Origin of the sequence: Collimonas silvisoli (assembly GCF_018305005.1) — a bacterium.
GTDB lineage: Bacteria > Pseudomonadota > Gammaproteobacteria > Burkholderiales > Burkholderiaceae_D > Collimonas > Collimonas silvisoli.
Genome location: NZ_JAGQEG010000087.1, coordinates 1 through 23727, shown reverse-complemented (window position 1 = coordinate 23727; position 23727 = coordinate 1). Strand labels below are relative to the sequence as shown.

Below are 23727 nucleotides of genomic sequence, written 5' to 3'. Positions count from 1 at the left end.
CAAAAGCTGGCGAGCGTGACGGTGGCCGATGACAATCCGGGTGTGGCGCAGATGGACGCGCCGCCGCAAGCCGGGAAATCTGCAGCCCCTAAAGTTAGCAGCCAGCCGACGGCTAAAGCGAGCGACAGCGCCAGCGCGCAATTCAGCAACCTGACCAGCTGGACCTTCGGCGAATTGCCCGAACTGCTGGAAATCCAGCAGGGCAAACAAACCTTGATCGGTTTCCCGGCGCTGGTGGACCGGGCCACTCACTGCGACCTGGAAGTATTCGACGATCCGAACGAGGCGGCGCGTGTCCATCATCTCGGCTTGCGCCGGCTGTTTGCGTTGCAGCTCAAGGAACAGCTGAAATTCCTTGAAAAAAATATTCCCGGCTTGCAGCAAATGGGCATGCAATTCCTGGCGCTGGGGTCGCAGGAAGAACTGCGCGACCAGATTATTCATGCCGGACTGGAGCGCGCCTGCCTGCAACTGCCGTTGCCCAAGAATGCGGCGGAATTCGCCCAGCGCAAGGATGAGGGCAAGTCGCGCCTGGGTTTGCTGTGCAATGAAATTGCGCGGCTGGCGGCGCTGATCCTGGCCGAGTATCACGGTTTGCCGAAGCGGCTGCAAGGCGCCAAGGGGCATTCGCAGGCGGTAGCCGATATCCAGGCGCAGATGCAAGCGCTGGTGAATAAACGTTTCATTGCCGACAACGATTACGCCAACCTGACCCATTTCCCGCGTTATCTGAAAGCGGTAAATGTGCGGCTGGAGAAACTGCGCGCCGACCCAAGCCGCGATACGCGGCTGATGGCGGAGTGGGCGCAAGTGGCGACGCCGTGGCAGCGTGCGCAAAAGGATCGCAGCGGCAAGACAGATCCCAAAATGGCGGAATTCCGCTGGCTGCTGGAGGAACTGCGGGTGTCGCTGTTTGCGCAGGAATTGCGAACGCCGATGCCGGTTTCGGTCAAGCGCTTGCAGAAAGTCTGGGAAACCATGCAGCGTTAGCAGCCGTAGGCAGACAGTTACGCGTGAAATCGCTGTTTTAGAGGGGTTTTCGCGTAAAATTGCGCCGAAACCACATCACAAACTATTGCAGGCAGAAGAGGAAATACCCAATGAGCATCAAATCCGACAAATGGATACGCCGCATGGCGCAGGAAACCGGCATGATCGAGCCTTTCGAGCCGGGCCAGGTGCGCGAGGCTAACGGTCATAAGATCGTGTCTTACGGCACCTCTTCGTATGGCTACGATATCCGCTGCGCCAACGAATTCAAGATTTTTACGAACATCAACTCGACCATCGTCGACCCCAAGAATTTCGACGAGAAATCGTTTGTCGATTTCAGCGGCGACGTTTGCATCATCCCGCCCAACTCATTTGCCTTGGCGCGCACCATGGAATATTTCCGCATTCCGCGCAGCGTGCTGACTATCTGCCTCGGCAAGTCGACCTACGCGCGTTGCGGCATCATCGTCAACGTCACCCCGTTCGAGCCTGAGTGGGAAGGTTATGTCACGCTGGAGTTTTCCAACACCACGCCGCTGCCGGCCAAGATTTATGCCGGCGAAGGCTGCGCCCAGGTGCTGTTCTTCGAAAGCGATGAAATCTGCGAGACTTCCTACAAGGACCGCGGCGGCAAGTACCAAGGCCAGCACGGCGTTACCTTACCAAAAACCTGAAAGCCTGAGATGCCCAAGAACAAGCGCCCGGCGCCGCGCAAATCCAGCCTTTCCCCTGAAGACAAAGACGAAGCCGTCACCCAGCAACTGTGCGGCCTGGCGATCGACCTGGCAGAGCAGGATGGCGATGAAGCCGAAGGCGATGCTGCCGGCGCCGCCCTGCAGCAGGCCGGCATCGATTTTCACAAGATCATCAAGAAGAGCCTGCAGCAGAAAAAGGATGACATCCTGTATGACGCGATCGAGCGCGCCAAGTACGCCGATCTCGACGCCTGGCAATTCTTGAAAGGGCAGGTCGAAGAAGCCTCGGAGATTTTGCTGGTGCGCCGCGATGAAGGCAAGGTACTGGAGCTGAATGCGTTCGTGGTGCCGTTCTTCGCGCATGTCGGCGGCGGCCTCAAGCGCGAGCAGTGTTTCCAGGACCAGGAGGCATTCGATGCGCTGTCCGCCAGCTTCAAGAAAGCGCAACTGGAAGGGCCGGACGCGACCGTAGTGCTGGTCAGCCATGCCTACCACCTCGACGAAATCGACAGCATCCGTTACAGCCATCTGTTCGAAATGAACCGCGATGCGTTCGGCGCCATGGCGGACAAGAAGCTGGCGGCGACCACCGCGATCGAACGCAGCATCAGCGGTTGGCCGGAAAATCTGTTCGGGCTGGACGACCAGGCGGTCGAGCTGCGTTTCTTGCTGGGCTTCTCGCTCAAGGCCACCGATGACGTGTTCTATAAAGTGCCGGACGATGAAGCTGGCGCCGACGCTTACTTCAGTGCGCGGGAACAGCGTTTTCATGGCTGGACCGAACAAGTCGCGCCCTTGCTCAAGCGTTGCCTGATCACCGATGGCAGCGAGATCGATCTGCATTTCCTCTACCAGGACCTGTTCCATGGCGGCAAAGAGCGCGGCATTGCCGAATACTTCACGCTGCAGATGATGTCCGAGCTGAACCACGGACTCGATCAGCACGGCGTCGAGCCGTTCGACGCCAACGCCGTCGTCGGTCCGGCCGATGTGCGCGGCGAAATGCTGTTGCGGGTGAATTTGTACGGCAAGGACGGCGCCTTGCTGGCCTCATCCGAGAAGCCGCTGGTTGCCGGCGCCGACCTGCAGGTGGAAGTCGACGATACCTATGACGCGCTGCGCACGATCGGCGTCACGTCGCTGGCGGTCGCCGTGAGATTTGAAGCGGACGGCCAGCCGTCGGAAGTTCAACCCTACGTGGCATAGGGCCTTGGCGCTGTGACAGCGCCAAGGCGAGAAATTCGGGAAAAATTCGGGAGATTCGAGTGACTGAAGAAGACGCAAAGAAGATTGCCACCCATCGGCATTACAAAGGCGGCTTGTACCGCTACATCGGTGTCGCCAGGCATTCGGAAACCGAAGAGGCCATGGTGGTCTATGAACACCTGTGGCCGCATGCCCCGGGCTTGTGGGTACGGCCAGCAGAGTTGTTCAACGGCTTGCTTGAAAACGGCGCACGGCGTTTCGCGCCGGTGTAAAAGCCGAGACGTAAAAAAACCGGGACGCTCAATCGAGCCTCCCGGTTTTTTTTCGTCAGCTTATTGCTGAATTTACTGTCGCACGCAATCCACGAAGTAATCGCGTTTGCCGTTCACTTCCCGTTTCACCAAGCCATGCACGTCGGTTTCAAAGCCCGGGAATTTCTCATTGAAATCGCGTGCGAACTTGAGATAGTCGACGATGGTCTTGTTGAAGCGTTCGCCCGGAATCAATAGCGGAATGCCCGGCGGGTAAGGCGTCAGCAAGATCGAGGTGACGCGGCCTTCGAGCTGGTCGATAGGCACGCGGTCGATTTCGCGGTGGGCCATTTTCGCAAAAGCATCGGATGGCTTCATGGCCGGCTGCATGTCGGACAAATACATTTCCGTGGTCAGGCGCGCCACGTCGTAGGACTTGTAAGTTTCGTGGATCTGCTGGCACAGATCGCGCAGGCCGAGCCGCTCGTAGCGCGCATTCTTGCCGTGATTGGCGGCAGCGAATTCAGGCAGGATGCGCCAGATCGGCTGGTTCTTGTCGTAGTCGTCCTTGAACTGTTGCAACGCGGTCAGCAGCGTGTTCCAGCGGCCCTTGGTGATGCCGATGGTGAACATGATGAAGAACGAATACAGGCCGCATTTCTCGACGATAACGCCGTGCTCGGCCAGGTATTTGGTGACGATGGATGCCGGAATCCCGCTCTCGCCGAACTTGCCTTCGAGCGACAAGCCAGGCGTGACGATGGTGGCCTTGATCGGATCGAGCATGTTGAAGTTGGGCGCCAGGTTGCCGAAACCGTGCCAGTCGTCTTCAGCGCGGATCACCCAGTCTTCGCGGCTGCCGATGCCGTCTTCCGAAAAGCTGTTCGGACCCCAGACCTGGAACCACCAGTCCTGGCCCCACTCGTCGTCGATCTTCTTCATGGCGCGCCGGAAATCCAGCGCTTCCAGAATGCTTTCCTCGACCAGTGCAGTACCGCCCGGCGCTTCCATCATGGCGGCGGCGACGTCGCAAGAGGCGATGATCGAGTATTGCGGCGAAGTCGAAGTGTGCATCAGATAGGCCTCATTGAAGGCGTCCTGATCCAATTGCACGCTCTCCGATTCACGCACCAGGATTTGCGACGCCTGCGACAGGCCGGCCAGCAATTTATGGGTCGACTGGGTCGAGAAGATCATCGATTTCTTGGCGCGCGGGCGGTCCTTGCCGATCGCGTGCATGTCTTTGTAGAAATCATGGAAAGTCGCGTGCGGCAGCCAGGCTTCGTCGAAGTGCAGGGTGTCGATCTCGCCGTCGAGCATGTTCTTCAGGGTTTCGACGTTATAGATCACGCCATCGTAAGTCGATTGCGTGATGGTCAGGATGCGCGGCTTCTTGTTGGCAGCTTCACGCGCAAACGGATTGGCCTCGATTTTCTTGCGGATGCTTTCCAGCGTGAACTCTTCCAGCGGAATCGGGCCGATGATGCCGAGGTGGTTGCGGGTCGGCATCAGGAACACCGGGATTGCGCCGGTCATGATGATCGAATGCAGGATCGATTTGTGGCAGTTGCGGTCGACTACCACGATGTCGCCCGGCGCTACGGTCGAGTGCCACACCATCTTGTTGCTGGTGCTGGTGCCGTTGGTGACGAAGTAGCAATGGTCGGCGTTGAAGATGCGCGCTGCATTGCGTTCCGAATCGGCTACCGGGCCGGTGTGGTCGAGCAGCTGGCCGAGTTCTTCGACCGCGTTGCAGACGTCGGCGCGCAGCATGTTTTCACCGAAGAATTGATGGAACATCTGGCCGATAGGCGATTTCAGGAAAGCCACGCCGCCCGAGTGCCCCGGGCAATGCCAGGAGTAGGAGCCGTCTTGCGCGTAGTGCACCAGCGCCCGGAAGAAGGGCGGCGAGAGGCCGTCCAGATACGATTTTGCTTCGCGGATGATGTGGCGCGCAACGAACTCCGGCGTGTCCTCGAACATATGGATGAAGCCATGCAGTTCGCGCAGGATATCGTTGGGGATATGGCGCGAGGTGCGGGTTTCGCCGTACAGGTAGATCGGGATGTCGGCGTTCTTGTGGCGGATTTCTTCGACGAAAGCGCGCAGCGATTTCAGTGCGTGATCGGTTTCTTCGAAGGAGCCGGCGCCGAATTCTTCGTCGTCGATCGACAGAATGAAGGCAGAGGCCCGCGATTGCTGCTGGGCGAACTGCGACAGGTCGCCGTAACTGGTGACGCCCAATACCTCCATGCCTTCTGCCTCCATGGCGTCCGCCAGTGCGCGGATGCCGAGGCCGGAAGTGTTTTCGGAACGGAAGTCTTCGTCAATGATGACGATGGGGAAGCGGAATTTCATCGAGGTCTCCAGGAGACGGTGGTTGATAACAAGGCTGCCAATCGAAGTGGCGCTAAAAAAAACGTTGTCCCGGCTGGCGGAAGAGGCGTTGCCGGATGTTGCCTGGGTAGGGCATGCAGCCTATTGCTTTAACGCAGCCGCAGATAGCGGCAACGCTGATTCATTTATAAATTTTAGCGTCGCCGCTATCGTGGCAACACTAAAAAAATTATAAATTTTAGCGTCACCGCTATCGCGGCAACACTAAAAAAAGAAAGTCGAATTTTCGCAGATATGTGCGGCTTAGGGGGTAAAGATGAGGGAATTCCTGCAGAAAACAACAGATGTCGTTCCGTCATCAAGCCGGGTCAGCTGTTGGCCCCGCCGGGGCTGGGCGAGCGGCGTTCGTACACCACAAAAGCGTAGTCAAAACCGAGAGCGGCGGAGTGGTGGTTTTCGCGTGAAATTTCTTGCCATTGCTGCGGGTCGCGCGGCGGGAAAAAGGCGTCGCAATCGAAGCTGTGCTGGATCTCGGTGACGATCAGGCGTTGCGTCAATTCCTGCGCCGCGGCGTAGATCTCGGCGCCGCCGATAATGAAAGCCTCGGCATCGCCCACCATGGCCGCCGCCGCAGCCAGCGAGGGCGCGCTTTCGACGCCGTCGTGGCGCCAGTCGGGATTGCGGGTGATGACGATATTGCGCCGTTGCGGCAATGGCCGGCCTATCGATTCAAAGGTCTTGCGGCCCATGATGATAGGGTGGCCTGAGGTAGTGCGTTTGAAATGCGCCAGATCCTCCGGCAAATGCCAGGGCAGGGTGTTGCGGATGCCGATGCCGTTGCGGGCGTCGGTCGCGACAATAATGGTGAGGCGAGAAGTCATGGGCGCTGGTGCAGGGGCCTGCTGATTTACAGGCTGGGGTAAAAAAGGGTGATATTACTATAAAGTCTTGGAAGGAACTTTGTCCGCCTGTCATTGCTCTTAAATGCCATGGCCTGATAACCTCAGATTCACTGGGGCCTGTTAACAATTGATTTGTGAGTGCGAACGCGCGGCAGGCGTTGCGTGCCTAGGCGCAGCGACGCGACGTAGCGGTGCTACCGAATGTTACGTCATGGAGTTGCAACAACGGCATGCGACGCCTGCAGCCGTTCCCGGAGGGTTCCAACCAAAACGTGCGCTGGCCGCGTTGCATGGCTTGCTGGGGCACCAGCCCCAGCTACGCCACGCGCCTTGCCAGCACACGTGTTGGTTGGAACGCATCTCCCAAATCAATTGTTAACAGGCCCTAAGGTCCGCCAGGGTCAGGGATTTTCTTCTTTTTTCACTTTTGTAGCGCCATTCTGCTGCCAGATTGGCAATCTTCAGCCATGCAATGGCACAGGCCTTGCATGGCCGTTGGTGCAGGCGCTCATACAAAGTGTTGCCAACCAGTTGCTCGATGGACATAAAAAATTATAGAACACTGATAAACTACCGCCTACTCTCGATGTTGCCAACGCTGGCACGTTCGGGCAGGTCACAACAGCAGTGTCAGATGGGAATCCAATGCATTTAAATTTGTTTCAGCGGACGCAATCGCGCATTCCCGCTCTAGCGCAGGTACGTGCGGCTATTTTGCCGTTTGCCTTGCCGCTTGCCTTGCTGCAGCCATGGGCCGGCGGCAATGCCTTCGCCTTCGATTTCAATAATGTCGCCAAGCAGGCCAAGGAGCTGGCGGCTAGCTCATACAGCAAGCCGGAGAGCAATCTGCCGAAAGAAATCGGCAATCTCGATTACGAGCAATATAAGGACATCCGTTTTCGTCCGGAAAAATATACCTGGCGCAGCCAGAAATTGCCTTTCGAACTGGCTTTCTTTCACGAGGGATATTCTTTCGACCAGCCGGTGAAGATCAACGAGATCAATGGCCAGAGCGTGCGCGAAATCCGCTTTGATCCCAACGATTTCGACTACGGCGGCAACAAGCCCGATACGCGCAAGCTGCGCTCGCTGGGTTTCGCCGGTTTCCGCGTGCACTACCCGCTCAATACGAGTAAATACAAGGACGAGGTATTGTCGTTTCTGGGCGCCAGTTATTTCCGTGCCTTGGGCAAGGAGCAAAACTACGGTCTGTCGGCAAGAGGCCTGGCTATCGATACCGGGTTGAGCTCGGGCGAGGAATTTCCGCGCTTTACCGAATTCTGGATCGAGCGGCCGAAAGCCAGCGACAAGGAATTGACCATTTACGCCCTGCTCAATTCGCGCCGCATCACCGGCGCCTATCGTTTCGTGCTCAAGCCGGGCGTCGACACTACCGTTGACGTCAAAGCCCAGTTGTATCCGCGTGAGAATGTCAGCAAGCTGGGCCTGGCGCCGCTGACCAGCATGTATCTGCATGGCGATAACCAGCGCTCGCAAGGCGAGGACTACCGGCCCGAAGTGCATGATTCCGACGGCTTGTCGGTGGCCTCCGGCACCGGCGAATGGATCTGGCGGCCGCTGGTCAATCCGAAACGCCTGTTGGTGACTTCTTATTCGCTGAGCAATCCGGCCGGTTTCGGTTTGATGCAGCGTGACCGCAGTTTTGCCAGTTACCAGGATCTGGACGCCAAATACGAGAAGCGCCCCAGCGCCTGGGTCCAGCCCAAGGGCAACTGGGGTAGCGGCAGGGTAGAGCTGGTGCAGATCCCGACGCCGGATGAAACCAATGACAATGTGGTGGCGTACTGGGTGCCCGAAACGGCGCCCAAGGTCGGTCAGCCTTTCAATCTGGAATACACTTTGTCATGGCAGAAGGAGACCGAAAAACGGCCGCCTTTGTCATGGGTGACGCAGACCCGGCGCGGCTTCGGTTTCCAAAAGAAGAGCGATGACAACAGCATTGGCCTGGTGGTCGATTTCGAGGGGCCGGTATTCAAGAAATTATCCGACAAGGTCCAGCCCGAAGGCGTGGTCAGCGCCGACGACAACGGCAAGGTGCTGGAGACCAAGATGGTCCGCAACGACGTTACAGGCGGCTGGCGCATGATGTTGCGGGTGCGGCGCAATGAAGACAACAAGCCGGTCGAGCTGCGTGGATTTTTGCGTGGCGGCAGCACAACCCTATCTGAAACCTGGAGCTACATATTACCGCCCAACTAGACCACGAGCAGTTGCCCAAGCTGGGCCTGGGCCTGCCGGATATGTGTGATCGCTATCTGGAACGCCTGCCGTTATCGGCGGAGCGGCGGGCGATATTGTCTAAACAGCTGGCGGCGAACGGTGATCCGGCGATGGCGGCCTTGCATCTGGCTTTGGCCGGTGCTGCCAATCCCCCGGCATTGGCCAGCGTTAATCCGGCCTACGGATCGGTGGCAGCCCGGCTGCAACTGGCTTTTACGCAAGCATCGGGCGCGGGCCAGGTCAATCCATCTGCAGCGCATGAGACGCCTGAGAGGATGCCTGAGGGGGAGCCGGAAATTCGCACCGACGCCGACGGCCGCACCCGCATCGCCATCGCGCCGCCGTTGCAACGGACGCCGATTGTCGCCCATCCGTGGGGAACCCTGAATCCCTTGGTGCGCTGGATCGAAACCGCGAACCAGAAATTCGACTTGCGGCCACGCGCCAAGCAGCGGCGGTATAAAAAAGCCGCGCGTTCGACCGAGTTGCCGCAGCCGGAACCGTTGCCGGTAGCTGCAGTGGACAGCCAGGACCAGCATATAAGCAAGTCGCGCGGCAATCTGCGGCGCATCGTGCTGCTGTTGCTGATGCTGGCGCAGACCGCCATGGCGACCTATTTCATGGGCGCGGTGCTGCCGTATCACGGCGATAAGCCGCTGGAAGTGGTCACGCTAGGCTTGTTTGCGCTATTGTTTTGCTGGGTCTCGGCAGGATTCTGGACCGCCATGGCAGGTTTTCTGGTATTGATGCGCGGCAGCGATCGCTATGTGATCTCGCGGGAAGAAGCCGCGCCGGGGCCGATCCCGGCCAGCGCCAGAACCGCGATCGTGATGCCGATCTGTAATGAAGACGTGACCCGGGTGTTCGCCGGCCTGCGTGCTACTTACGAATCGGTTGCCGCCAGCGGCGAGCTGGATCGTTTCGATTTCTTCGTGTTGAGCGATAGCGGCGATAGCGATATCTGCAGCGCCGAGCTGGACGCCTGGGCCAGCTTGTGCCGCACCTTAGGCGGCTTTGGCCGTATCTTTTACCGGCACCGGCGGCGCCGGGTGAAACGCAAGAGCGGAAATATCGACGACTTTTGCCGGCGCTGGGGCGCTAACTACAGCTACATGATCGTGCTCGACGCGGACAGCGTCATGAGCGGCACTTGCCTGACCACCCTGGTGCGTTTGATGGAAGCCAATCCTACCGCCGGGATTGTCCAGACCGCGCCGCGCGCGGCCGGCCGCGATACCTTGTACGCGCGGATTCAGCAGTTCTCGACGCGCGTCTACGGTCCTTTGTTTACCGCCGGTTTGCACTACTGGCAATTGGGCGAATCGCATTACTGGGGACATAACGCCATCATCCGCCTGCAACCGTTCATGGAGCATTGCGCGCTGGCGCCGCTGCCCGGAGAGGGCGCCTTGGCGGGCGAAATCCTGTCGCATGATTTTGTCGAAGCGGCGCTGATGCGGCGTGCCGGCTGGGGTGTCTGGATCGCTTACGATCTGGCCGGCAGCTACGAAGAAATGCCGCCCAATCTGCTCGACGAGCTGAAGCGCGACCGCCGCTGGTGCCAGGGCAACCTGATGAACTTCCGCCTGTTCCTGGCGCGCGGCATGCACGCCGTGCATCGCGCGGTGTTCGTCACCGGCGTCATGGCTTATCTGTCGGCGCCGCTGTGGTTTCTGTCGCTGCTGCTGTCGACGGTATTGCTGGCGGTGCATACGCTGGTGGCGCCGGAATATTTCACGACGCCCGGGCAGTTGTTCCCGGTCTGGCCGGAATGGCATCCGGAACGCGCCCTGGCTTTATTCACGGCTACCGCAACCCTGTTGTTCCTGCCTAAAGTGCTGAGCGTGGTGCTGATCTGGATCAAGGGGGCGCGTGAGTTCGGCGGCGCCTTGCGCCTGACTGCCAGCATGATCATGGAGCTCTTGTTTTCGATGTTGCTGGCGCCGGTGCGCATGCTGTTCCACACCCGCTTCGTGGTGAGCGCGTTCCTGGGCTGGGCCATCAGCTGGAAATCGCCGCCGCGCGAGGATGCTGAAACCAGCTGGGGCGAAGCGGTGCGCCGCCATGGCGGCCATACCTTGCTGGGGCTGGTGTGGGGCGGCGGCGTGTACTGGCTGGAACCGGGTTTCCTGTGGTGGTTGCTGCCTATCGTCGGCTCGTTGATGCTGTCGATTCCCTTGTCGGTGTATTCCAGCAGGGTCACGCTCGGCCGCAGCTTCCGCCATGCGCGCTTGTTCGTGATTCCGGAAGAGGTCGATTTGCCGCCTGAGCTGGCGGCCACCACGGTCTATAACGACAACGGCAAGGTACTGGCGAAGTTTAACGACGCGGTGGTCGATCCGGTCTTGAATGCCTTGGTGTGCGCGGCGGTAAGCGCACGCCCGGGTGCGCCGGCAGCTACCTTGGCGGCGCGCGCGACGCTGCTTCAGGCAGCATTGAAGGGCGGCCCTGACAGTTTGACGCCGCGTCAAAAGAATGCCTTGCTGGACGATCCTTTGACCTTGTCCCAGCTGCATTTCGAAATCTGGAATTCAGAGCAAGCTAACCGGCGCTGGCAATCGTTGACTGCTGCAGCGCGCTGAGCCGGCTCCCGCTTTAATTCAATAAGGAGCACCATGTTACGACGTGATTTTCTGAAAGCGTCGGCGGCACTTGCTGCCGCCGGTTTCCCGGCAAGTTCGCTACTGGCGGCGGCCACCGCGCCAAGCCAATTGAAATTCCTGGGGCAGCCGCAAGCCTTCGATTACGCCTGGCTCAAAGGCCATGCAAAACAACTGGCCAGCCAACCCTATCAGCCGCCGGTGAACCATATTCCGCCAGAGGTCAAGGCGCTCGACTGGGATCAATACCAGGCGATCAGCTATCGCGACGGCCATGCTCTGTGGGGGGAGGACAAGTTGCGTTTTCAGGTCAAGTTTTTTCACCTCGGCCTGTTCTTCAAGAGCCCGGTGCAGATCTACGAATTGAAGAACGGCCAGGCGCAGGAACTGGCCTACGATCCGGCGATGTTCAATTACGGCAAGAGCGGTTTGAAAGCGGATCACATGCCGAAGGATCTCGGTTTTGCCGGGTTCCGGGTGAATTTCCATACCGATCTGGAGCGCGATATCACGGCGTTCCTGGGCGCCAGTTATTTCCGCGCCGTTGGCGCCGAATGGCAGTATGGCTTGTCGGCGCGCGGCCTGGCGATCGATTGCGGCATGGAAAAGCCGGAAGAGTTTCCGATGTTTACCAGTTTCTGGCTGGAGCGCCCGGCCAAGGATTCCGGCAAGCTGGTGGTGTACGCACTGCTCGATTCGCCTAGCGTAGCCGGCGCCTATCGCTTCGAAATCCAGCCCTCGGCCACGATGGTGATGGATGTCGATGTCGCCCTGTATCCGCGCAAGACCATCGAACGGATGGGCGTGGCGCCGCTGACCAGCATGTTCCAGTATGGCGAGAATGACCGCCGCATCGGCGCCAGCGACGACTGGCGTCCGGAAATCCATGACTCCGACGGGCTGTCCATGCAACGCGGCAACGGCGAATGGATCTGGCGGCCGCTGACCAATCCCGAGCACCTGCGCTTCAACGCCTACCAGGACGAGAACCCGCGCGGTTTCGGCCTGCTGCAGCGCGATCGCAATTTCGATCACTACCAGGACGACGGCGTGTTTTACGACCGCCGCCCAAGCTTGTGGGTAGAGCCGAAGTCGGGCTGGGGCAAGGGGGCGATAGATTTAGTCGAAATCCCGACCGCCGACGAGACCTTCGACAATATCGTGGCGTTCTGGAATCCGGCCGACAAGCCGCAAGCCGGGCAAGAGCGCTTGTTCGCCTATCGCCTGCATTGGGGCAGCAAGATGCCGTTTTCGCCGCCGCTGGCGCAAGTGGTAGCGACCCGCACCGGCATGGGCGGCGTCATCGGCCAGAAGCGCGCTTATTACTCACGCCGGTTCGCGGTCGATTTTGCCGGCGGCGACCTGGCCTTGCTGGGCAAGGACGCCAAGGTCAAGGCCATGATCAGCGTCTCGCGCGGCAAGGTGGAAATCAGCTCGGCGCGTCCGCTGGACGCCATCCACGGCTATCGTGCGATGTTCGATTTGAAACCGGCCGACGATAGCGTCGAGCCGATTGACGTGCGGGTCTACCTGGCGGCAGACGGCCAGCCGCTGAGCGAGACCTGGCTATATCAGTGGACGCCGCCGGCGCCGGCCAAGCGTACTTATTAGTGAACCGTTACAGGCGATTCAAGAGTCCGGCGTAGGGGGCGCATGCAGAACCGCCTGACAGATTTACAATATACTGTCGGGCTTGGGCCAGATTTTTGCCCCGCCTATTTTTGGAGTATTTCCATGTTTGGTTGGTTCGAAAGACTGTTGCATCCCTATCCGGATACGGTCATGACGCCGCCGCCGCGCGGCTTTTTCGCGTTTGTCTGGGCCTGTACCAAGGGTTTGCGTCCTTACATCATCGCCATGACCTTGCTGACCGCCGTCACCGGTGCGTTCGAGGCATTGCTGTTTGCGATGATGGGACGGATTGTCGATTGGCTGGGCCACGTCCAGCCGTCGGATTTGTGGACCCATGAAAGCAGCAATCTGCTTTTTCTGGCGGCAATACTGCTGGCCAGTCCGGTCATCGTCGCCTTGCAAAGCATGTTCAAGCAGCAGGCGCTGGCGGGTAACTTCCCGATGTTGTTGCGCTGGAAATTCCATCGCCTGATGCTGAATCAAAGCATGCATTTTTACCAGGACGAGTTCGCCGGCCGGGTCGCCACCAAAGTCATGCAGACTTCGCTGGCGGTGCGCGATGTCTGCATGATCCTGTGCGATATCCTGGTATTCGTGATGATCTACTTCGTCACCATGGTGGCGGTGGTGGGCAGCTTCGACGGCTGGATGCTGGTGCCGTTCCTCAGCTGGCTGCTGCTGTATGGCCTGGCCTTGCGTTATTTTGTGCCGCGCCTGAGCAAGGTCGCCAAGGCGCAGGCGGATGCGCGCTCCTTGATGACCGGCCGGATTACCGACGCCTACACCAATATTGCAACCGTCAAGCTGTTCTCGCACGCAGGCCGCGAGGCCGGTTATGCGCGCTCGGCGATGCAGGAATTCCTGCAAACGGTGCACGGCCAGATGCGGCTGGTGACGGGCTTTGAAATCGTCAACCATACCTTGAGCATGTTGCTGATCCTGAGCACCGCCGGCGCCGCGCTGTGGCTGTGGACCCAGGGCCAGGTCGGCATCGGCGCGGTGGCTGCGGCGACCGCGATGGCACTACGTTTGAATGGTATCTCGCATTGGGTCATGTGGGAATTCGCATCCTTGTTCGAACAGGTCGGCACGGTGCAGGACGGCATCAACACCTTGTCGCGCCAGCAGGCGGTGCAGGATCAGGCCGACGCCAAGCCGTTGCAAGTGAAGCAGGGCACGCTGGATTTCGAGCGCGTCGGCTTTGCCTATGGCGGCCAGCGGCCGGTAATCGATCAATTGTCGTTGCATATCCGCCCCGGCGAAAAGATCGGCCTGGTGGGCCGTTCCGGCGCCGGCAAATCGACCATCGTCAACCTGCTGCTACGGTTTTATGACGTTGAGCAAGGCCGTATCCTGATCGATGGCCAGGACATTGCGCATGTCACGCAAGACAGCTTGCGGGCGCAGGTCGGCATGGTGACGCAAGATACGTCTCTGTTGCATCGTTCGGTGCGCGACAACTTGTTATACGGCCGTCCGGATGCTACCGACGCCGATATGCTGGTGGCGGCGAAACGCGCCGAGGCCCATGAATTTATCCTGACCCTGACCGATCCCAAGGGCCGTACCGGTTACGATGCCCACGTCGGCGAACGCGGCGTCAAGCTGTCCGGCGGCCAGCGGCAGCGGATTGCGATCGCGCGCGTGATGTTGAAAGACGCGCCCATCCTGCTGTTGGACGAAGCTACCAGCGCGCTTGATTCGGAAGTCGAAGCCGCGATCCAGGCCAGCTTGTATCGGCTGATGGAAGGCAAGACAGTGGTGGCAATTGCCCACCGGCTGTCGACGATCGCCGCCATGGATCGTCTGATCGTGCTCGATAAGGGGCGCATCGTCGAAGAGGGCGACCACCGCAGCTTGCTGGAACGCGGCGGCCTGTACGCGCGCTTGTGGGCGCATCAGAGCGGCGGTTTCCTCGGTGAGGAAGTGGATGAAGATGAATTGCCAGGAGAGACTCAGGCTGCGCTGGCTTAAGACAAACTCAAACAATGCCGTTCGTTATTTTTGAAATCCGATTACTCCTGAGTTTGCACCAATGACTGTTGAAGCTACCGATAAATCTGCTTTGCCAACTGCTTTCGGCCACTCCGGCCGGCGCTGGCTGATTGCAATCCTGGCGCTCCTGATTGCATTGGCAGCGGGATTCCTGCTATGGAAGGGGCTCTGGCAGCGGCCGCCGCCGGCGCCCAAGCCAGCGCCGGTGGCTCTGCAGACCGAGCTGGTGCGGCGTGGCGATATCGAACAGGCGGTGTTTGCCAGCGGTAAATTGCAATTGCATAAATACAGCGACGTCTTCGGCCAGGTCACGGGCCAGATCAAGGATGTGCTGGTGATGGTGGGCGACGAGGTCAAGGCCGGCAAGATGGTGGTCGAGATCACGCCGACCTTGCCGTCGGCGCGGCTGGAAAGCAATCGCGCCCAACTGGCCAGGCTGCAGGCGGAACTGTCGGACCAGCGCGCGCAACAGGATTTTGCCGAGTTGCAGTTCAAGCGCCAGACCCAGCTGAAAGCGGAGAACGCCACGCGCGAGGAATCCTTCGAATCCAGCCGCATGAGCATGTATTCGGCGGCCGCCCGGGTCGAGGCGATCAACGCCCAGATCCGCCAGATCGAGGCAACCTTGAAAGACGATGAAGTGACGCGCAGCCATACCCAAGTGCTGGCGCCGATCAGCGGCACGGTGGTGTCGGTGGCGGCGCGCAGCGGCCAGATGATCGGCGCCGGCCAGGCGGCTGTGCCGTTGCTGCGGATCGCCGATATGAGCCGCTTGACGGTGCAAGCCAGGGTGGCGGAAATCGACGTGCCGCTGCTGCACAAGGGGATGACCGCCTATTTCACGACACCCGGCTATCCCGGTAAGCGCTGGTCGGGCAAGTTGCGGCAAGTGATTCCGGTGCCGGCCGATGGCTCGGGCGAGCAAGGCAAGCAGACTTTTTACAATGTCTTGTTCGAAGTCGACAATCCGCAACAAGAACTGATGAGCGGCATGAGCACCCAGGTCCGCTTTGTGCTGGCGCAGGCGCACGATGCGGTACTGTTGCCGCTGACGCTGCTGGGCAAGCCGGAGGCCGACGGCAGTTACGTGGTGCAGGTGGCCGGCACAAATCAGGCAAATCAAGCAAATCAGCAAAGCAGTCCGCGCAAGATAAAAATCGGCATTCGCGGTGAGCAGATGGCGCAAGTCTTGTCGGGGCTGGAGCCTGGTGAGCGGGTAGTGATACCTGCGGCGGCTGCGGCGATTGTACCGGCGCCGATGCAGCCGCTAAAAAATACCTCGCCACCGCTGCCGCCGGCTGCCTCTGCGCCTAAAGCGCGCTGATGGAGCCGCACATGGAATATTTCTCCCGCCGTCGCTGGCCCTGGCCCTCTACAGCAGCGTGTGCCGGCGCATTGCTGTTGCTATCGGCTTGCGCCGGCCAGATCCAGATCCGCGAGCCGACTCCCAGCGTGGAGATTCCGCAGAGCTGGGATCTGTCGGCCAATACCGGCGAACAGGACTGGCCCGACAGCGGCTGGTGGAAGCGCTTTGGCAGCGACGAATTGAGCCAGCTGGTGGCGCAGGGGCAGGCCAGCAATCTGGAAATCGCCGCTGCCATATCGCGCGTGCGCCAGGCCGAAGCGCAAGCGCGGATTGCCGGCGCGCCCTTGCTGCCGAATGCGGACTTCTCGACCAGCGTCAATCGCGCCGTGCCGCTGGCCTCCAGCGGCAGCGCCGTGACCTCTACCAGCGGCCTGGTCGAGATTGGCTATGAAGTCGATTTCTGGGGCAAGAACAAGGCCGGGCTGGCAGCTGCGGAGGCGTCTTTGCAAGCCAATCGGTATGACCGCGAAACGGTGGCGCTGACCGTCACCAGCGGCATCGTATCGACTTATCTGCAGGTATTGTCGCTGCGCGACCGGATCGAAATCGCCCAGCAAAACGTCGACAATGCGGAACGCGTGTTGAAACTGGTGGCGGCGCAAAGCCGCGCCGGATCGGCCTCGCCGCTGGATCTGGCGCGGCAGCGCTCGGCGCTGGCCGGACAGCAAGCGGTGATTCCCGATCTGAAGCAGCAAGAGCGTGAAGCGCAAACCGCACTGGCGATCTTGCTAGGCCGGCCGCCGCAAACTTTTACGGTCAACGAAGCAGGTTTGGCCAAGATTCTGCTGCCGCAGGTAACGCCTGGCCTGCCGTCGGAACTGCTGTCGCGCCGTCCGGATATCCGGCATGCCGAAGCATCACTGGCCGCCGCCAACGCCAACGTTGCGGCCGCACGCGCAGCGCTGTTTCCCAGCATTCGCCTGACCGGTTCGGCCGGCGGCCAAAGCAACGCATTGCTGTCGCTGTTTAACGCCCCCAATATGCTGGCAAATTTCGGAGCGGGACTGGTGGCGCCTATTTTCGACGCCGGCCGCCTGAACAGCCAGCGCGACCTGGCGATCGCGCAGAAACAGGAACTGGTGCAGATCTATCGCTCGACGGTGATTGCGGCATTGTCTGAAGTCGACACTGCGCTGGGGCAGATCCGCAGCCTGGATGAGCAGCGCAAGTTGAAAATCACGGAAATGGAGCAGGCGCGTTTTGCTTTTGAATTGTCGGAGATCCGCTATCGCGTCGGCGCCGAGGATTTGATGACGGTGCTTGATACCCAGCGCTCCTTGTCGGAAGTGCAGAATGAGCTGGGGCAGATCAAGCTGAAACGTTTGAAAGCCACAGTGTCGCTGTATAAAGCCTTGGGCGGGGGCTGGCAGGACGTGCCTGCCGGCCAGCCGGCTGCCGAGCCGATGCAGGGCAGCTAATAAGGCAGTAAGTGAGGCAAGACCCGCCTATACCGCGACCGGCGCCTTGATATGCGCCTGTGGGTGGTAATCGAGGATCTCGAAATCTTCGAAACGATAGTCGAAAATCGAGTCTGGATGACGCTTGATATGCAAGCGCGGCAGCGGTCCCGGAGTGCGTGACAACTGCTCTTCGACCTGCGCTGTGTGGTTGGAGTACAAATGGCAATCGCCGCCGGTCCAGATAAAATCTCCGACCTCTAATCCGCATTGCTGGGCCATCATATGGGTCAGCAAGGCGTAGGAGGCGATGTTGAAGGGCACGCCAAGGAAAATGTCGGCGCTGCGCTGATATAACTGGCAAGACAGTTTGCCGTCGGCCACATAGAATTGAAAGAAGGCGTGACAGGGCGGCAGTTTCATCTGCGGGATATCGGCGACGTTCCAGGCCGAGACGATCAGCCGGCGCGAATCAGGATTGTGCTTGATCTGCTCGACCACTTGCTTGATCTGGTCGATATGCTCGCCTGCCGGGGTTGGCCAGGAGCGCCATTGATAACCGTAGATCGGTCCCAGATTGCCGTCGCTGTCGGCCCATTCGTCCCAGATTTTTACTTCATTGTCTTTCAGGTACTGGATATTGGTGGAGCCGGCCAGAAACCAGATCAGCTCATGGATGATCGACCTCAGATGCAGTTTTTTAGTGGTCAGCAAAGGAAAGCCGTCTTGCAGATTGAAGCGCATCTGGTAGCCGAACACTGAGCGGGTGCCGGTGCCGGTGCGGTCGGTTTTGACAGTGCCATGTTGTTGCACATGACGCATGAGATCTAGGTATTGGCGCATTTTGTTGTAATTGCTGAAGTGGATGGCAAGATTGTAACGCATCTGCCTGCGGCTCTTATTGCCGTTCTTGCTCCTGCTTTTACTCTCGCCTTTACTCCCGCTTTTACTCCATCCTTGCCTTCAATATCCGGTCGATGCGCTCCTTGCTTGGCGGGTGGGTCGACAGGTAGGGCGAGAATTCGCCCGGCTGGCTGTCGAGCTTTTCGAAGGTGCGCGCCAGCTTGTCGAGGCTGATGCCGTTCGCCTTGAACATGGCGATCGCGTAATCGTCGGCTTCCAGTTCGATATCGCGCGAGTATTTCAGATCCAGCATCAGCGGTGGAATGCTGGCGATCAATGCCGAGACGTCGCCAAACAATAATGTTGCGGTGGCGGCAATCGCTGAGCCCTGTATCAAGCGCCGCATCAGATGACGCTGATGCAAATGCCCCAGTTCATGCGCCAGCACGCCCATCAGCGCGTCATCGTCATCCAGCAGCCTGACCAGTTCGTCGGTCAAGACGATTTCGCCGGAGGGCAGGGCAAAGGCGTTGGGGCCGATCTTGCTTTTGCGGAAAATGATCCGATAGTCGGGAGCACCCTGTAGCGGCGGCTGCAGCGCCCGAAACCGGCTGTCAATCGACTCTTGCTGCGCCACCGGCAGAGTAGTGGGGGCGAACGCGCGCTGATCGAGAAACGCCAGTGTGCCGCTGCCGATCCGCCTCTCTACCGATTCCGGCAAAGCATTGGCAATCAGGCCTGAGGCGGCCGGCAACAGATAGCGGTAGCCGAGCGCCAGAATCACCACCAAGGCGACGGTGGCATACAGTGCGGTGCGCCAGCTTTGCTGCATCCGCACTACCAGCGGTTCTTGATAGCCGGTGCTGGCCAATAGTTCGGCAAAGGCATCGATATCGGCGATTTCAAGATAGGCGCCATCCGCAAAGGTTACCTTGCGCGCCGCGCGGGAAGCGGGTTCGGAAACGCGCAACTCGCTAAGCGGCGCCTGCCGCTGCGCTTCCCCGGAAATACTGGCGACGCCCGCCGCCACCGTCAGTTCGACCGCATGCTTGCGCGATGTCTTGCCGTCGAAATAAAAAGCCGGCACCGCCCTGGATTGCATATCTGGCATTGATCTGATGCGGTTCTACAGCGACAGATCGAAATCAAGCAGATCCGACATGCCTTCGCCGGCAACCGAGCCCTGCGCTTCCTCGTCTGCAACGAAGTTATCGAGCGAACCTGTAGCGTGCAGGGTGACCGATTCGATTCGATACTTGAACCAGCGAATGTGCGCGAACGGCGTGAACAATCCCAGCGTGACGACAATCCCGATCAGGTTGGTGATCATGATGAAAGCCGTTTTCGACCATTTCAGCTTGCTCTGGAATTGGTGTTGCCCCAGCTTGGTATGGTTCCAGATCAGGTTCTGGATCATGGTCAGGAATAGCGGCATGATCAGGAAGGTCCAGGCATATAGACTAAGGAGCAGCAGGCCGACATTGGCTAACACGGCCACTCCTGCATACTTGAGGCCGGAGCTCAAGGCTGCCAGCGTGCTGCCAAACGCTGCCATGATGACGATGTAACCAAGCAAGGCTACGGCGGCGCCGATCAGGTAGGTCTTGTAAAAAGAACCGACGCTGGCGTCGAATGAAAAATGGGTCGCTCCGAACTTGCTTTCGTCATGCAGGTATTTCTTGCTGCGTTGATGGGCGAATGGCAACAGCAGGCCCAGCGTGATGCCGGACAGCAGCGGCAACAGCAGGTAGTTGAAATAGGAGCGCCCGGCGCTGCCGCGGAAACCGAAACGTATGCCGCGATAACTGGAGTTGTATAACTTGAACTGATAGCTCTTCCAGATCAGCCATGGCATTGCCGCCAGCATCAGGGCCAGCGCCAATAAGCCAAGTCCAGGCGAAATCTTGATGGTGATGTTGTAGCCGCCAATCAAAATCACTGCGATGATGCGTCCTTTCAGGATCGCTATCGGATTGCCGTGGTATTCGAAGCTGGTGGCGTTGATATTCGTGTTGTCATAGAAATATCGGGTGCGGCGAACCTTGGCCCATGCTGAATAAACTCCCAGGGTGACGATGGATAGCAGAAGATTGACTATCCATATGCGGAAATATTCGCTGCCTCGGCCCGAAAAAACAAATGCTTCAACCTGGGGCTGCGATGCTGGCGCCGGCGGCGGGCTTGCGGCAAAGCCGGACGACGGTGTGTCGGTAGGTGGTAGGCTCATTCCGGTTTTCCTTGTGTGATTTGTATTGTTGTTGGAAGATAAGATGACTGATTGATAATCAAAAGTCAATAGCAGTTTTTTTGCGGCCGGGCGCGATGCCGCCGCGGTTACAAATTAAAGATTTTTGCCATGAACTTTTTCTGGAGGGTACTCTCGAAGGCAGGAGACCTTTGTCTCTTACGGTCATTTCCTTATTTTATTTTCATCGCAGCGCTGGCCCGCTAGTGCACGCAACACCTTCCAGGAGATCCCATGCTTAAATCAGAAACGTTTTTCGGCGGCAAGCGAGAAACACCGACACCTAATTCACCATTCAGCGCCAGCAGCAATCTGACTTCCGGCAGCACTTCCAGTATTCCAAAGGCTAGCAATCCTGTGAGCACGCCAGTCAATCACTCCGCGTCCAGCACGAATGAAGTTGGCAGCAAGCTGATCGTCGGTCCGAACATCAAGCTCAAGGGCGTTGAAATTACCGATTGCGATACTTTGGTAGTTGAGGGCCGGGTTGAAGCTACGATGAATTCCCGCGTTATTCATATCGCAGAAAAAGGCGCATTCAAGGGTTCGGCTGAAATTGACCTGGCCGAAATCTACGGTGAATTCGACGGCGACCTGACGGTCCGTGAAAAGCTGGTGATTTATTCGACCGGCAAGGTTTCCGGCAAAATTCGTTATGGCAAGGTTGTCATCGAAGAAGGCGGCCAACTGACTGGCGAAGTTCAAGTCGGCACCGCGTCCAGCGCCGTCAAGCCGACTGCGGTTACTGCGGTAGCATAAGGTCAACGTCTGGGTCAGCGCCCAAGCTGACCGGCCTTAAAATTAACCAGAGTGGTTGTAAGACCACCCTGGTTTTTTTGTCATGTGCAATGCAGGCATGCGACAATAGCGGCTTTGGCTCAACGCTAAAGCGCTTTCCTGCCCCACACAATATCCCATGAGCTATCCAGAATACATTCTCACCTTGTCCTGTCTCGATCAGCGCGGAATCGTCCATCGCGTTTCCGGTTTTCTGGCGGAGCACGGTTGCAATATCATCGATTCAGCCCAGTTTGGCGATGCTCAGTCCGAGCTGTTTTTCATGCGCGTGCATTTCTCCTCCGAGGACGCGACGGTTGCCGATGAGCGCTTGAGGGCAGAGTTTTCCGCCTTGGCCGCTACCATGCAAATGCACTGGCAATTGCATGACGCGCACAAGAAGCCGCGCATGATGCTGATGGTGTCGAAAATCGGCCATTGCCTGAATGACTTGCTGTTCCGCTACAAGAGCGGCTTGCTGCCGGTAGAGATCTCAGCCATCGTTTCCAATCACACCGATTTCTACCAGCTGGCCGCCAGCTACAACATTCCCTTCCACCATTTGCCATTGGCGGCAGGCGCTTCAACTGAAGCCAAGCGGGCGCAGGAAGCCAGAGTGATGGAAATCGTCGAAGCCAATAATATCGATCTGGTGGTGTTGGCGCGCTATATGCAAATCTTGTCGCCCGCCATGTGCACCGCGCTGACTGGGCGCGCCATCAATATCCACCATTCCTTCCTGCCGAGTTTCAAAGGCGCCAAGCCTTACTATCAGGCGCATGACCGCGGCGTGAAGCTGATCGGCGCCACCGCCCATTTCGTCACCGGCGATCTGGATGAGGGACCGATCATCGAGCAAGACGTGGCGCGGGTTGATCACGCGATGGAACCTGAGACCTTGACGGCTATCGGGCGCGACGTTGAGTGCGTGGTGCTGGCGAGGGCGGTGAAATGGTTTATCGAGCACAGGATTCTGCTCAACGGGTACAAGACGGTGGTGTTCAAGTAAGCAGATAAGTAGGCAAATAAGCAGCGAAAAAAATGGCCTGATCGGGCCATTTTTATAATGTCGCAGCGATAGCGATGCTGCGGCTGGACGGCTGCGGCCGCTCAACGCAAAGCGTCTACCATTTTTTCCAGCTTGACCGCATCGGCGCTGAACTGGCGTATCCCTTCGGCCAGTTTTTCGGTCGCCATGGCATCGTCGTTCAGCATGGTGCGGAACGTGGTTTCATCCAGATCGATTTTTTCCAGATCGCTCTGTTGCGCCGCTTCCGGGCTGAGTTTGCGGCTGACCGGCGCTTCGCTTTGCGCCAGTTGCTGCAGCAGATCGGGGCTGATGGTGAGCAGGTCGCAACCGGCCAGTTCGACGATTTGCGAGGTGTTGCGGAAGCTGGCGCCCATGACTTCGGTAGCGTAGCCAAATTTCCGGAAATAACTGTAGATCTGCTTGACCGATTGCACGCCCGGATCGTCGGCGCCAGTGTAGTCGTGGCCGCTGGATTTCTTGTACCAGTCGTAAATGCGGCCGACAAAAGGTGAGATCAGCTGCACATTGGCTTCGGCGCAGGCGATCGCCTGCGGCAATGAAAACAGCAAGGTCAGGTTGCAATGGATGCCGGCTTTTTGCAGCACTTCGGCAGCCCGTATGCCTTCCCAGGTAGAGGCGATCTTGATCAGCACGCGCTCGCGGTCTATGCCGGCGGCTTCATACAGCTTGATCAGGGCGTGCCCTTTATCGATGGTGCCTTGGGTATTGAACGACAGGCGGGCGTCGGTTTCGGTTGAAACCCGGCCTGGAATGATCTTCAGGATTTCCTGGCCGAAGGTGATCAGCAAATGATCGATGATGTCGGCGGCCGACAACTGGCCGTGTTGTTTCACTGCCTGGTTCAACAGCGGCTGGTACTCCGGCTTTTGCACTGCTTTCAGGATCAGCGACGGATTGGTGGTGGCGTCGCGTGGTGCAAACGCCTTGATCGACTGGAAGTCACCGGTGTCGGCAACGATGGTAGTGAATTGCTTGAGTTGTTCGAGTTGGTTCATGGCAGCCTAGAAAAGCAGGGACTGTTAGTCGGAAATATAACGAAAATACCTCCCCGCCATTCTACGTAATTTATCGGCCAATGCTACAGATGGCCGCGCCGGTTATGGCTTGCATTTTTTCTCATGCGAATGCAAGCCGGCCATAAGCCAGCTATGAGCCAGCTACAAGCGGTGCAATCAGCTGATCCGTTGCTCGCTTTT

At 58.7% G+C, this 23727-nt stretch carries 20 protein-coding genes; 13 read left to right on the top strand and 7 right to left on the bottom strand.

Translation table 11 applies throughout. The annotated features are described in order from the left end of the window. The 4 genes from KHU33_RS20210 to KHU33_RS20195 form a co-directional block, all read left to right on the top strand. Positions 1-990 (top strand): DUF3418 domain-containing protein (locus KHU33_RS20210; protein WP_211466215.1); only part of this gene is annotated, 990 nt, incomplete at its 5' end. A gap of 110 nt (positions 991-1100) precedes the next feature. After that, positions 1101-1667 carry a dCTP deaminase gene (gene dcd, locus KHU33_RS20205; RefSeq protein ID WP_092398441.1) on the top strand — a complete coding sequence of 189 codons (567 nt, stop codon included), beginning with the start codon at positions 1101-1103 and terminating at the stop codon, positions 1665-1667. Between the two features lie 9 nt (positions 1668-1676). Continuing rightward, on the top strand, positions 1677-2894 hold the full coding sequence (locus KHU33_RS20200; RefSeq protein WP_211466213.1) for a hypothetical protein: 1218 nt from the start codon (positions 1677-1679) through the stop codon (positions 2892-2894). A 59-nt stretch (positions 2895-2953) separates the two neighbouring features. Then, positions 2954-3166: a DUF1653 domain-containing protein gene (locus KHU33_RS20195; protein WP_211466211.1), complete on the top strand. Its 213-nt coding sequence runs from the start codon at positions 2954-2956 to the stop codon at positions 3164-3166. Between the two features lie 72 nt (positions 3167-3238). Here the strand turns inward: KHU33_RS20195 and KHU33_RS20190 are convergent, their stop codons facing one another. Next, positions 3239-5503, bottom strand: a complete 2265-nt coding sequence (locus KHU33_RS20190; protein WP_211466209.1) for an arginine/lysine/ornithine decarboxylase — start codon at positions 5501-5503, stop codon at positions 3239-3241. A 22-nt stretch (positions 5504-5525) separates the two neighbouring features. Between KHU33_RS20190 and KHU33_RS20185 the strand changes: the two genes are divergently transcribed. Continuing rightward, positions 5526-5717, top strand: coding sequence for a hypothetical protein (locus KHU33_RS20185; RefSeq protein WP_211466207.1), 192 nt, complete (start codon positions 5526-5528; stop codon positions 5715-5717). A 133-nt stretch (positions 5718-5850) separates the two neighbouring features. Here KHU33_RS20185 and KHU33_RS20180 read toward each other — a convergent pair whose 3' ends face one another. Beyond that, positions 5851-6363, bottom strand: a complete 513-nt coding sequence (locus tag KHU33_RS20180) for a dihydrofolate reductase (RefSeq protein WP_211466205.1) — start codon at positions 6361-6363, stop codon at positions 5851-5853. Between the two features lie 396 nt (positions 6364-6759). Further along, positions 6760-6930 carry a hypothetical protein gene (locus tag KHU33_RS20175; protein ID WP_211466203.1) on the bottom strand — a complete coding sequence of 57 codons (171 nt, stop codon included), beginning with the start codon at positions 6928-6930 and terminating at the stop codon, positions 6760-6762. A 99-nt stretch (positions 6931-7029) separates the two neighbouring features. Here KHU33_RS20175 and KHU33_RS20170 point away from each other — a divergent pair, with 99 nt between their 5' ends. From KHU33_RS20170 to KHU33_RS20145, 6 genes are all read left to right on the top strand, one after another. Next, positions 7030-8604, top strand: coding sequence for a glucan biosynthesis protein G (locus KHU33_RS20170; RefSeq protein WP_230414427.1), 1575 nt, complete (start codon positions 7030-7032; stop codon positions 8602-8604). Positions 8605-8645: 41 nt separating this feature from the next. Further along, the gene (mdoH, locus tag KHU33_RS20165; protein WP_230414428.1) at positions 8646-11207 is read left to right on the top strand and encodes a glucans biosynthesis glucosyltransferase MdoH; all 2562 of its coding nucleotides are present in this window, start codon (positions 8646-8648) and stop codon (positions 11205-11207) included. A 33-nt stretch (positions 11208-11240) separates the two neighbouring features. Further along, complete coding sequence (locus KHU33_RS20160; RefSeq protein ID WP_211466199.1) at positions 11241-12836, top strand: glucan biosynthesis protein; 1596 nt, start codon at positions 11241-11243, stop codon at positions 12834-12836. 123 nt (positions 12837-12959) lie between these two features. Next, a complete protein-coding gene (locus KHU33_RS20155; RefSeq protein ID WP_211466197.1) occupies positions 12960-14831 on the top strand; it encodes an ABC transporter ATP-binding protein in 1872 nt (623 codons plus the stop codon). 61 nt (positions 14832-14892) lie between these two features. Beyond that, a complete protein-coding gene (locus tag KHU33_RS20150; RefSeq protein WP_211466195.1) occupies positions 14893-16176 on the top strand; it encodes an efflux RND transporter periplasmic adaptor subunit in 1284 nt (427 codons plus the stop codon). A gap of 11 nt (positions 16177-16187) precedes the next feature. After that, positions 16188-17636, top strand: coding sequence for an efflux transporter outer membrane subunit (locus tag KHU33_RS20145; protein ID WP_211466193.1), 1449 nt, complete (start codon positions 16188-16190; stop codon positions 17634-17636). Positions 17637-17663: 27 nt separating this feature from the next. On the opposite strand, the gene KHU33_RS20140 is transcribed toward KHU33_RS20145, so the two are convergent. The 3 genes from KHU33_RS20140 to KHU33_RS20130 all read right to left on the bottom strand — a co-directional run bounded on the left by KHU33_RS20140 (position 17664) and on the right by KHU33_RS20130 (position 20685). Continuing rightward, the gene (locus KHU33_RS20140) at positions 17664-18458 is read right to left on the bottom strand and encodes a thymidylate synthase (protein ID WP_211466191.1); all 795 of its coding nucleotides are present in this window, start codon (positions 18456-18458) and stop codon (positions 17664-17666) included. 103 nt (positions 18459-18561) lie between these two features. Further along, a complete protein-coding gene (locus tag KHU33_RS20135) occupies positions 18562-19560 on the bottom strand; it encodes a M48 family metallopeptidase (protein ID WP_211466217.1) in 999 nt (332 codons plus the stop codon). A 24-nt stretch (positions 19561-19584) separates the two neighbouring features. Beyond that, on the bottom strand, positions 19585-20685 hold the full coding sequence (locus tag KHU33_RS20130) for a YjgN family protein (RefSeq protein ID WP_211466189.1): 1101 nt from the start codon (positions 20683-20685) through the stop codon (positions 19585-19587). A 252-nt stretch (positions 20686-20937) separates the two neighbouring features. Here KHU33_RS20130 and KHU33_RS20125 point away from each other — a divergent pair, with 252 nt between their 5' ends. Both KHU33_RS20125 and purU read left to right on the top strand, forming a co-directional pair. Next, positions 20938-21462, top strand: a complete 525-nt coding sequence (locus KHU33_RS20125) for a bactofilin family protein (RefSeq protein ID WP_211466187.1) — start codon at positions 20938-20940, stop codon at positions 21460-21462. Positions 21463-21619: 157 nt separating this feature from the next. Further along, positions 21620-22489 (top strand): formyltetrahydrofolate deformylase, encoded by an 870-nt coding sequence (gene purU, locus KHU33_RS20120; RefSeq protein WP_211466185.1) that lies wholly within the window; start codon positions 21620-21622, stop codon positions 22487-22489. 101 nt (positions 22490-22590) lie between these two features. On the opposite strand, the gene tal is transcribed toward purU, so the two are convergent. Then, entirely contained in the window at positions 22591-23526 is a 936-nt protein-coding gene (tal, locus tag KHU33_RS20115) for a transaldolase (RefSeq protein WP_211466183.1), read from the bottom strand. Positions 23527-23727 lie beyond the last annotated feature (201 nt).

What these genes read in the sequence shown, in the direction of transcription:
- dcd (WP_092398441.1), top strand. Translation starts at nt 1,101, where the DNA reads ATGAGCATCAAATCCGACAAATGGATACGCCGCATGGCGCAGGAAACC.
- KHU33_RS20200 (WP_211466213.1), top strand. Translation starts at nt 1,677, where the DNA reads ATGCCCAAGAACAAGCGCCCGGCGCCGCGCAAATCCAGCCTTTCCCCT.
- KHU33_RS20190 (WP_211466209.1), bottom strand. Translation starts at nt 5,503, where the DNA reads ATGAAATTCCGCTTCCCCATCGTCATCATTGACGAAGACTTCCGTTCC.
- KHU33_RS20180 (WP_211466205.1), bottom strand. Translation starts at nt 6,363, where the DNA reads ATGACTTCTCGCCTCACCATTATTGTCGCGACCGACGCCCGCAACGGC.
- KHU33_RS20175 (WP_211466203.1), bottom strand. Translation starts at nt 6,930, where the DNA reads ATGTCCATCGAGCAACTGGTTGGCAACACTTTGTATGAGCGCCTGCAC.
- KHU33_RS20170 (WP_230414427.1), top strand. Translation starts at nt 7,030, where the DNA reads ATGCATTTAAATTTGTTTCAGCGGACGCAATCGCGCATTCCCGCTCTA.
- mdoH (WP_230414428.1), top strand. Translation starts at nt 8,646, where the DNA reads ATGTGTGATCGCTATCTGGAACGCCTGCCGTTATCGGCGGAGCGGCGG.
- KHU33_RS20160 (WP_211466199.1), top strand. Translation starts at nt 11,241, where the DNA reads ATGTTACGACGTGATTTTCTGAAAGCGTCGGCGGCACTTGCTGCCGCC.
- KHU33_RS20155 (WP_211466197.1), top strand. Translation starts at nt 12,960, where the DNA reads ATGTTTGGTTGGTTCGAAAGACTGTTGCATCCCTATCCGGATACGGTC.
- KHU33_RS20150 (WP_211466195.1), top strand. Translation starts at nt 14,893, where the DNA reads ATGACTGTTGAAGCTACCGATAAATCTGCTTTGCCAACTGCTTTCGGC.
- KHU33_RS20145 (WP_211466193.1), top strand. Translation starts at nt 16,188, where the DNA reads ATGGAATATTTCTCCCGCCGTCGCTGGCCCTGGCCCTCTACAGCAGCG.
- KHU33_RS20140 (WP_211466191.1), bottom strand. Translation starts at nt 18,458, where the DNA reads ATGCGCCAATACCTAGATCTCATGCGTCATGTGCAACAACATGGCACT.
- KHU33_RS20135 (WP_211466217.1), bottom strand. Translation starts at nt 19,560, where the DNA reads ATGCAATCCAGGGCGGTGCCGGCTTTTTATTTCGACGGCAAGACATCG.
- KHU33_RS20130 (WP_211466189.1), bottom strand. Translation starts at nt 20,685, where the DNA reads ATGAGCCTACCACCTACCGACACACCGTCGTCCGGCTTTGCCGCAAGC.
- KHU33_RS20125 (WP_211466187.1), top strand. Translation starts at nt 20,938, where the DNA reads ATGCTTAAATCAGAAACGTTTTTCGGCGGCAAGCGAGAAACACCGACA.
- purU (WP_211466185.1), top strand. Translation starts at nt 21,620, where the DNA reads ATGAGCTATCCAGAATACATTCTCACCTTGTCCTGTCTCGATCAGCGC.
- tal (WP_211466183.1), bottom strand. Translation starts at nt 23,526, where the DNA reads ATGAACCAACTCGAACAACTCAAGCAATTCACTACCATCGTTGCCGAC.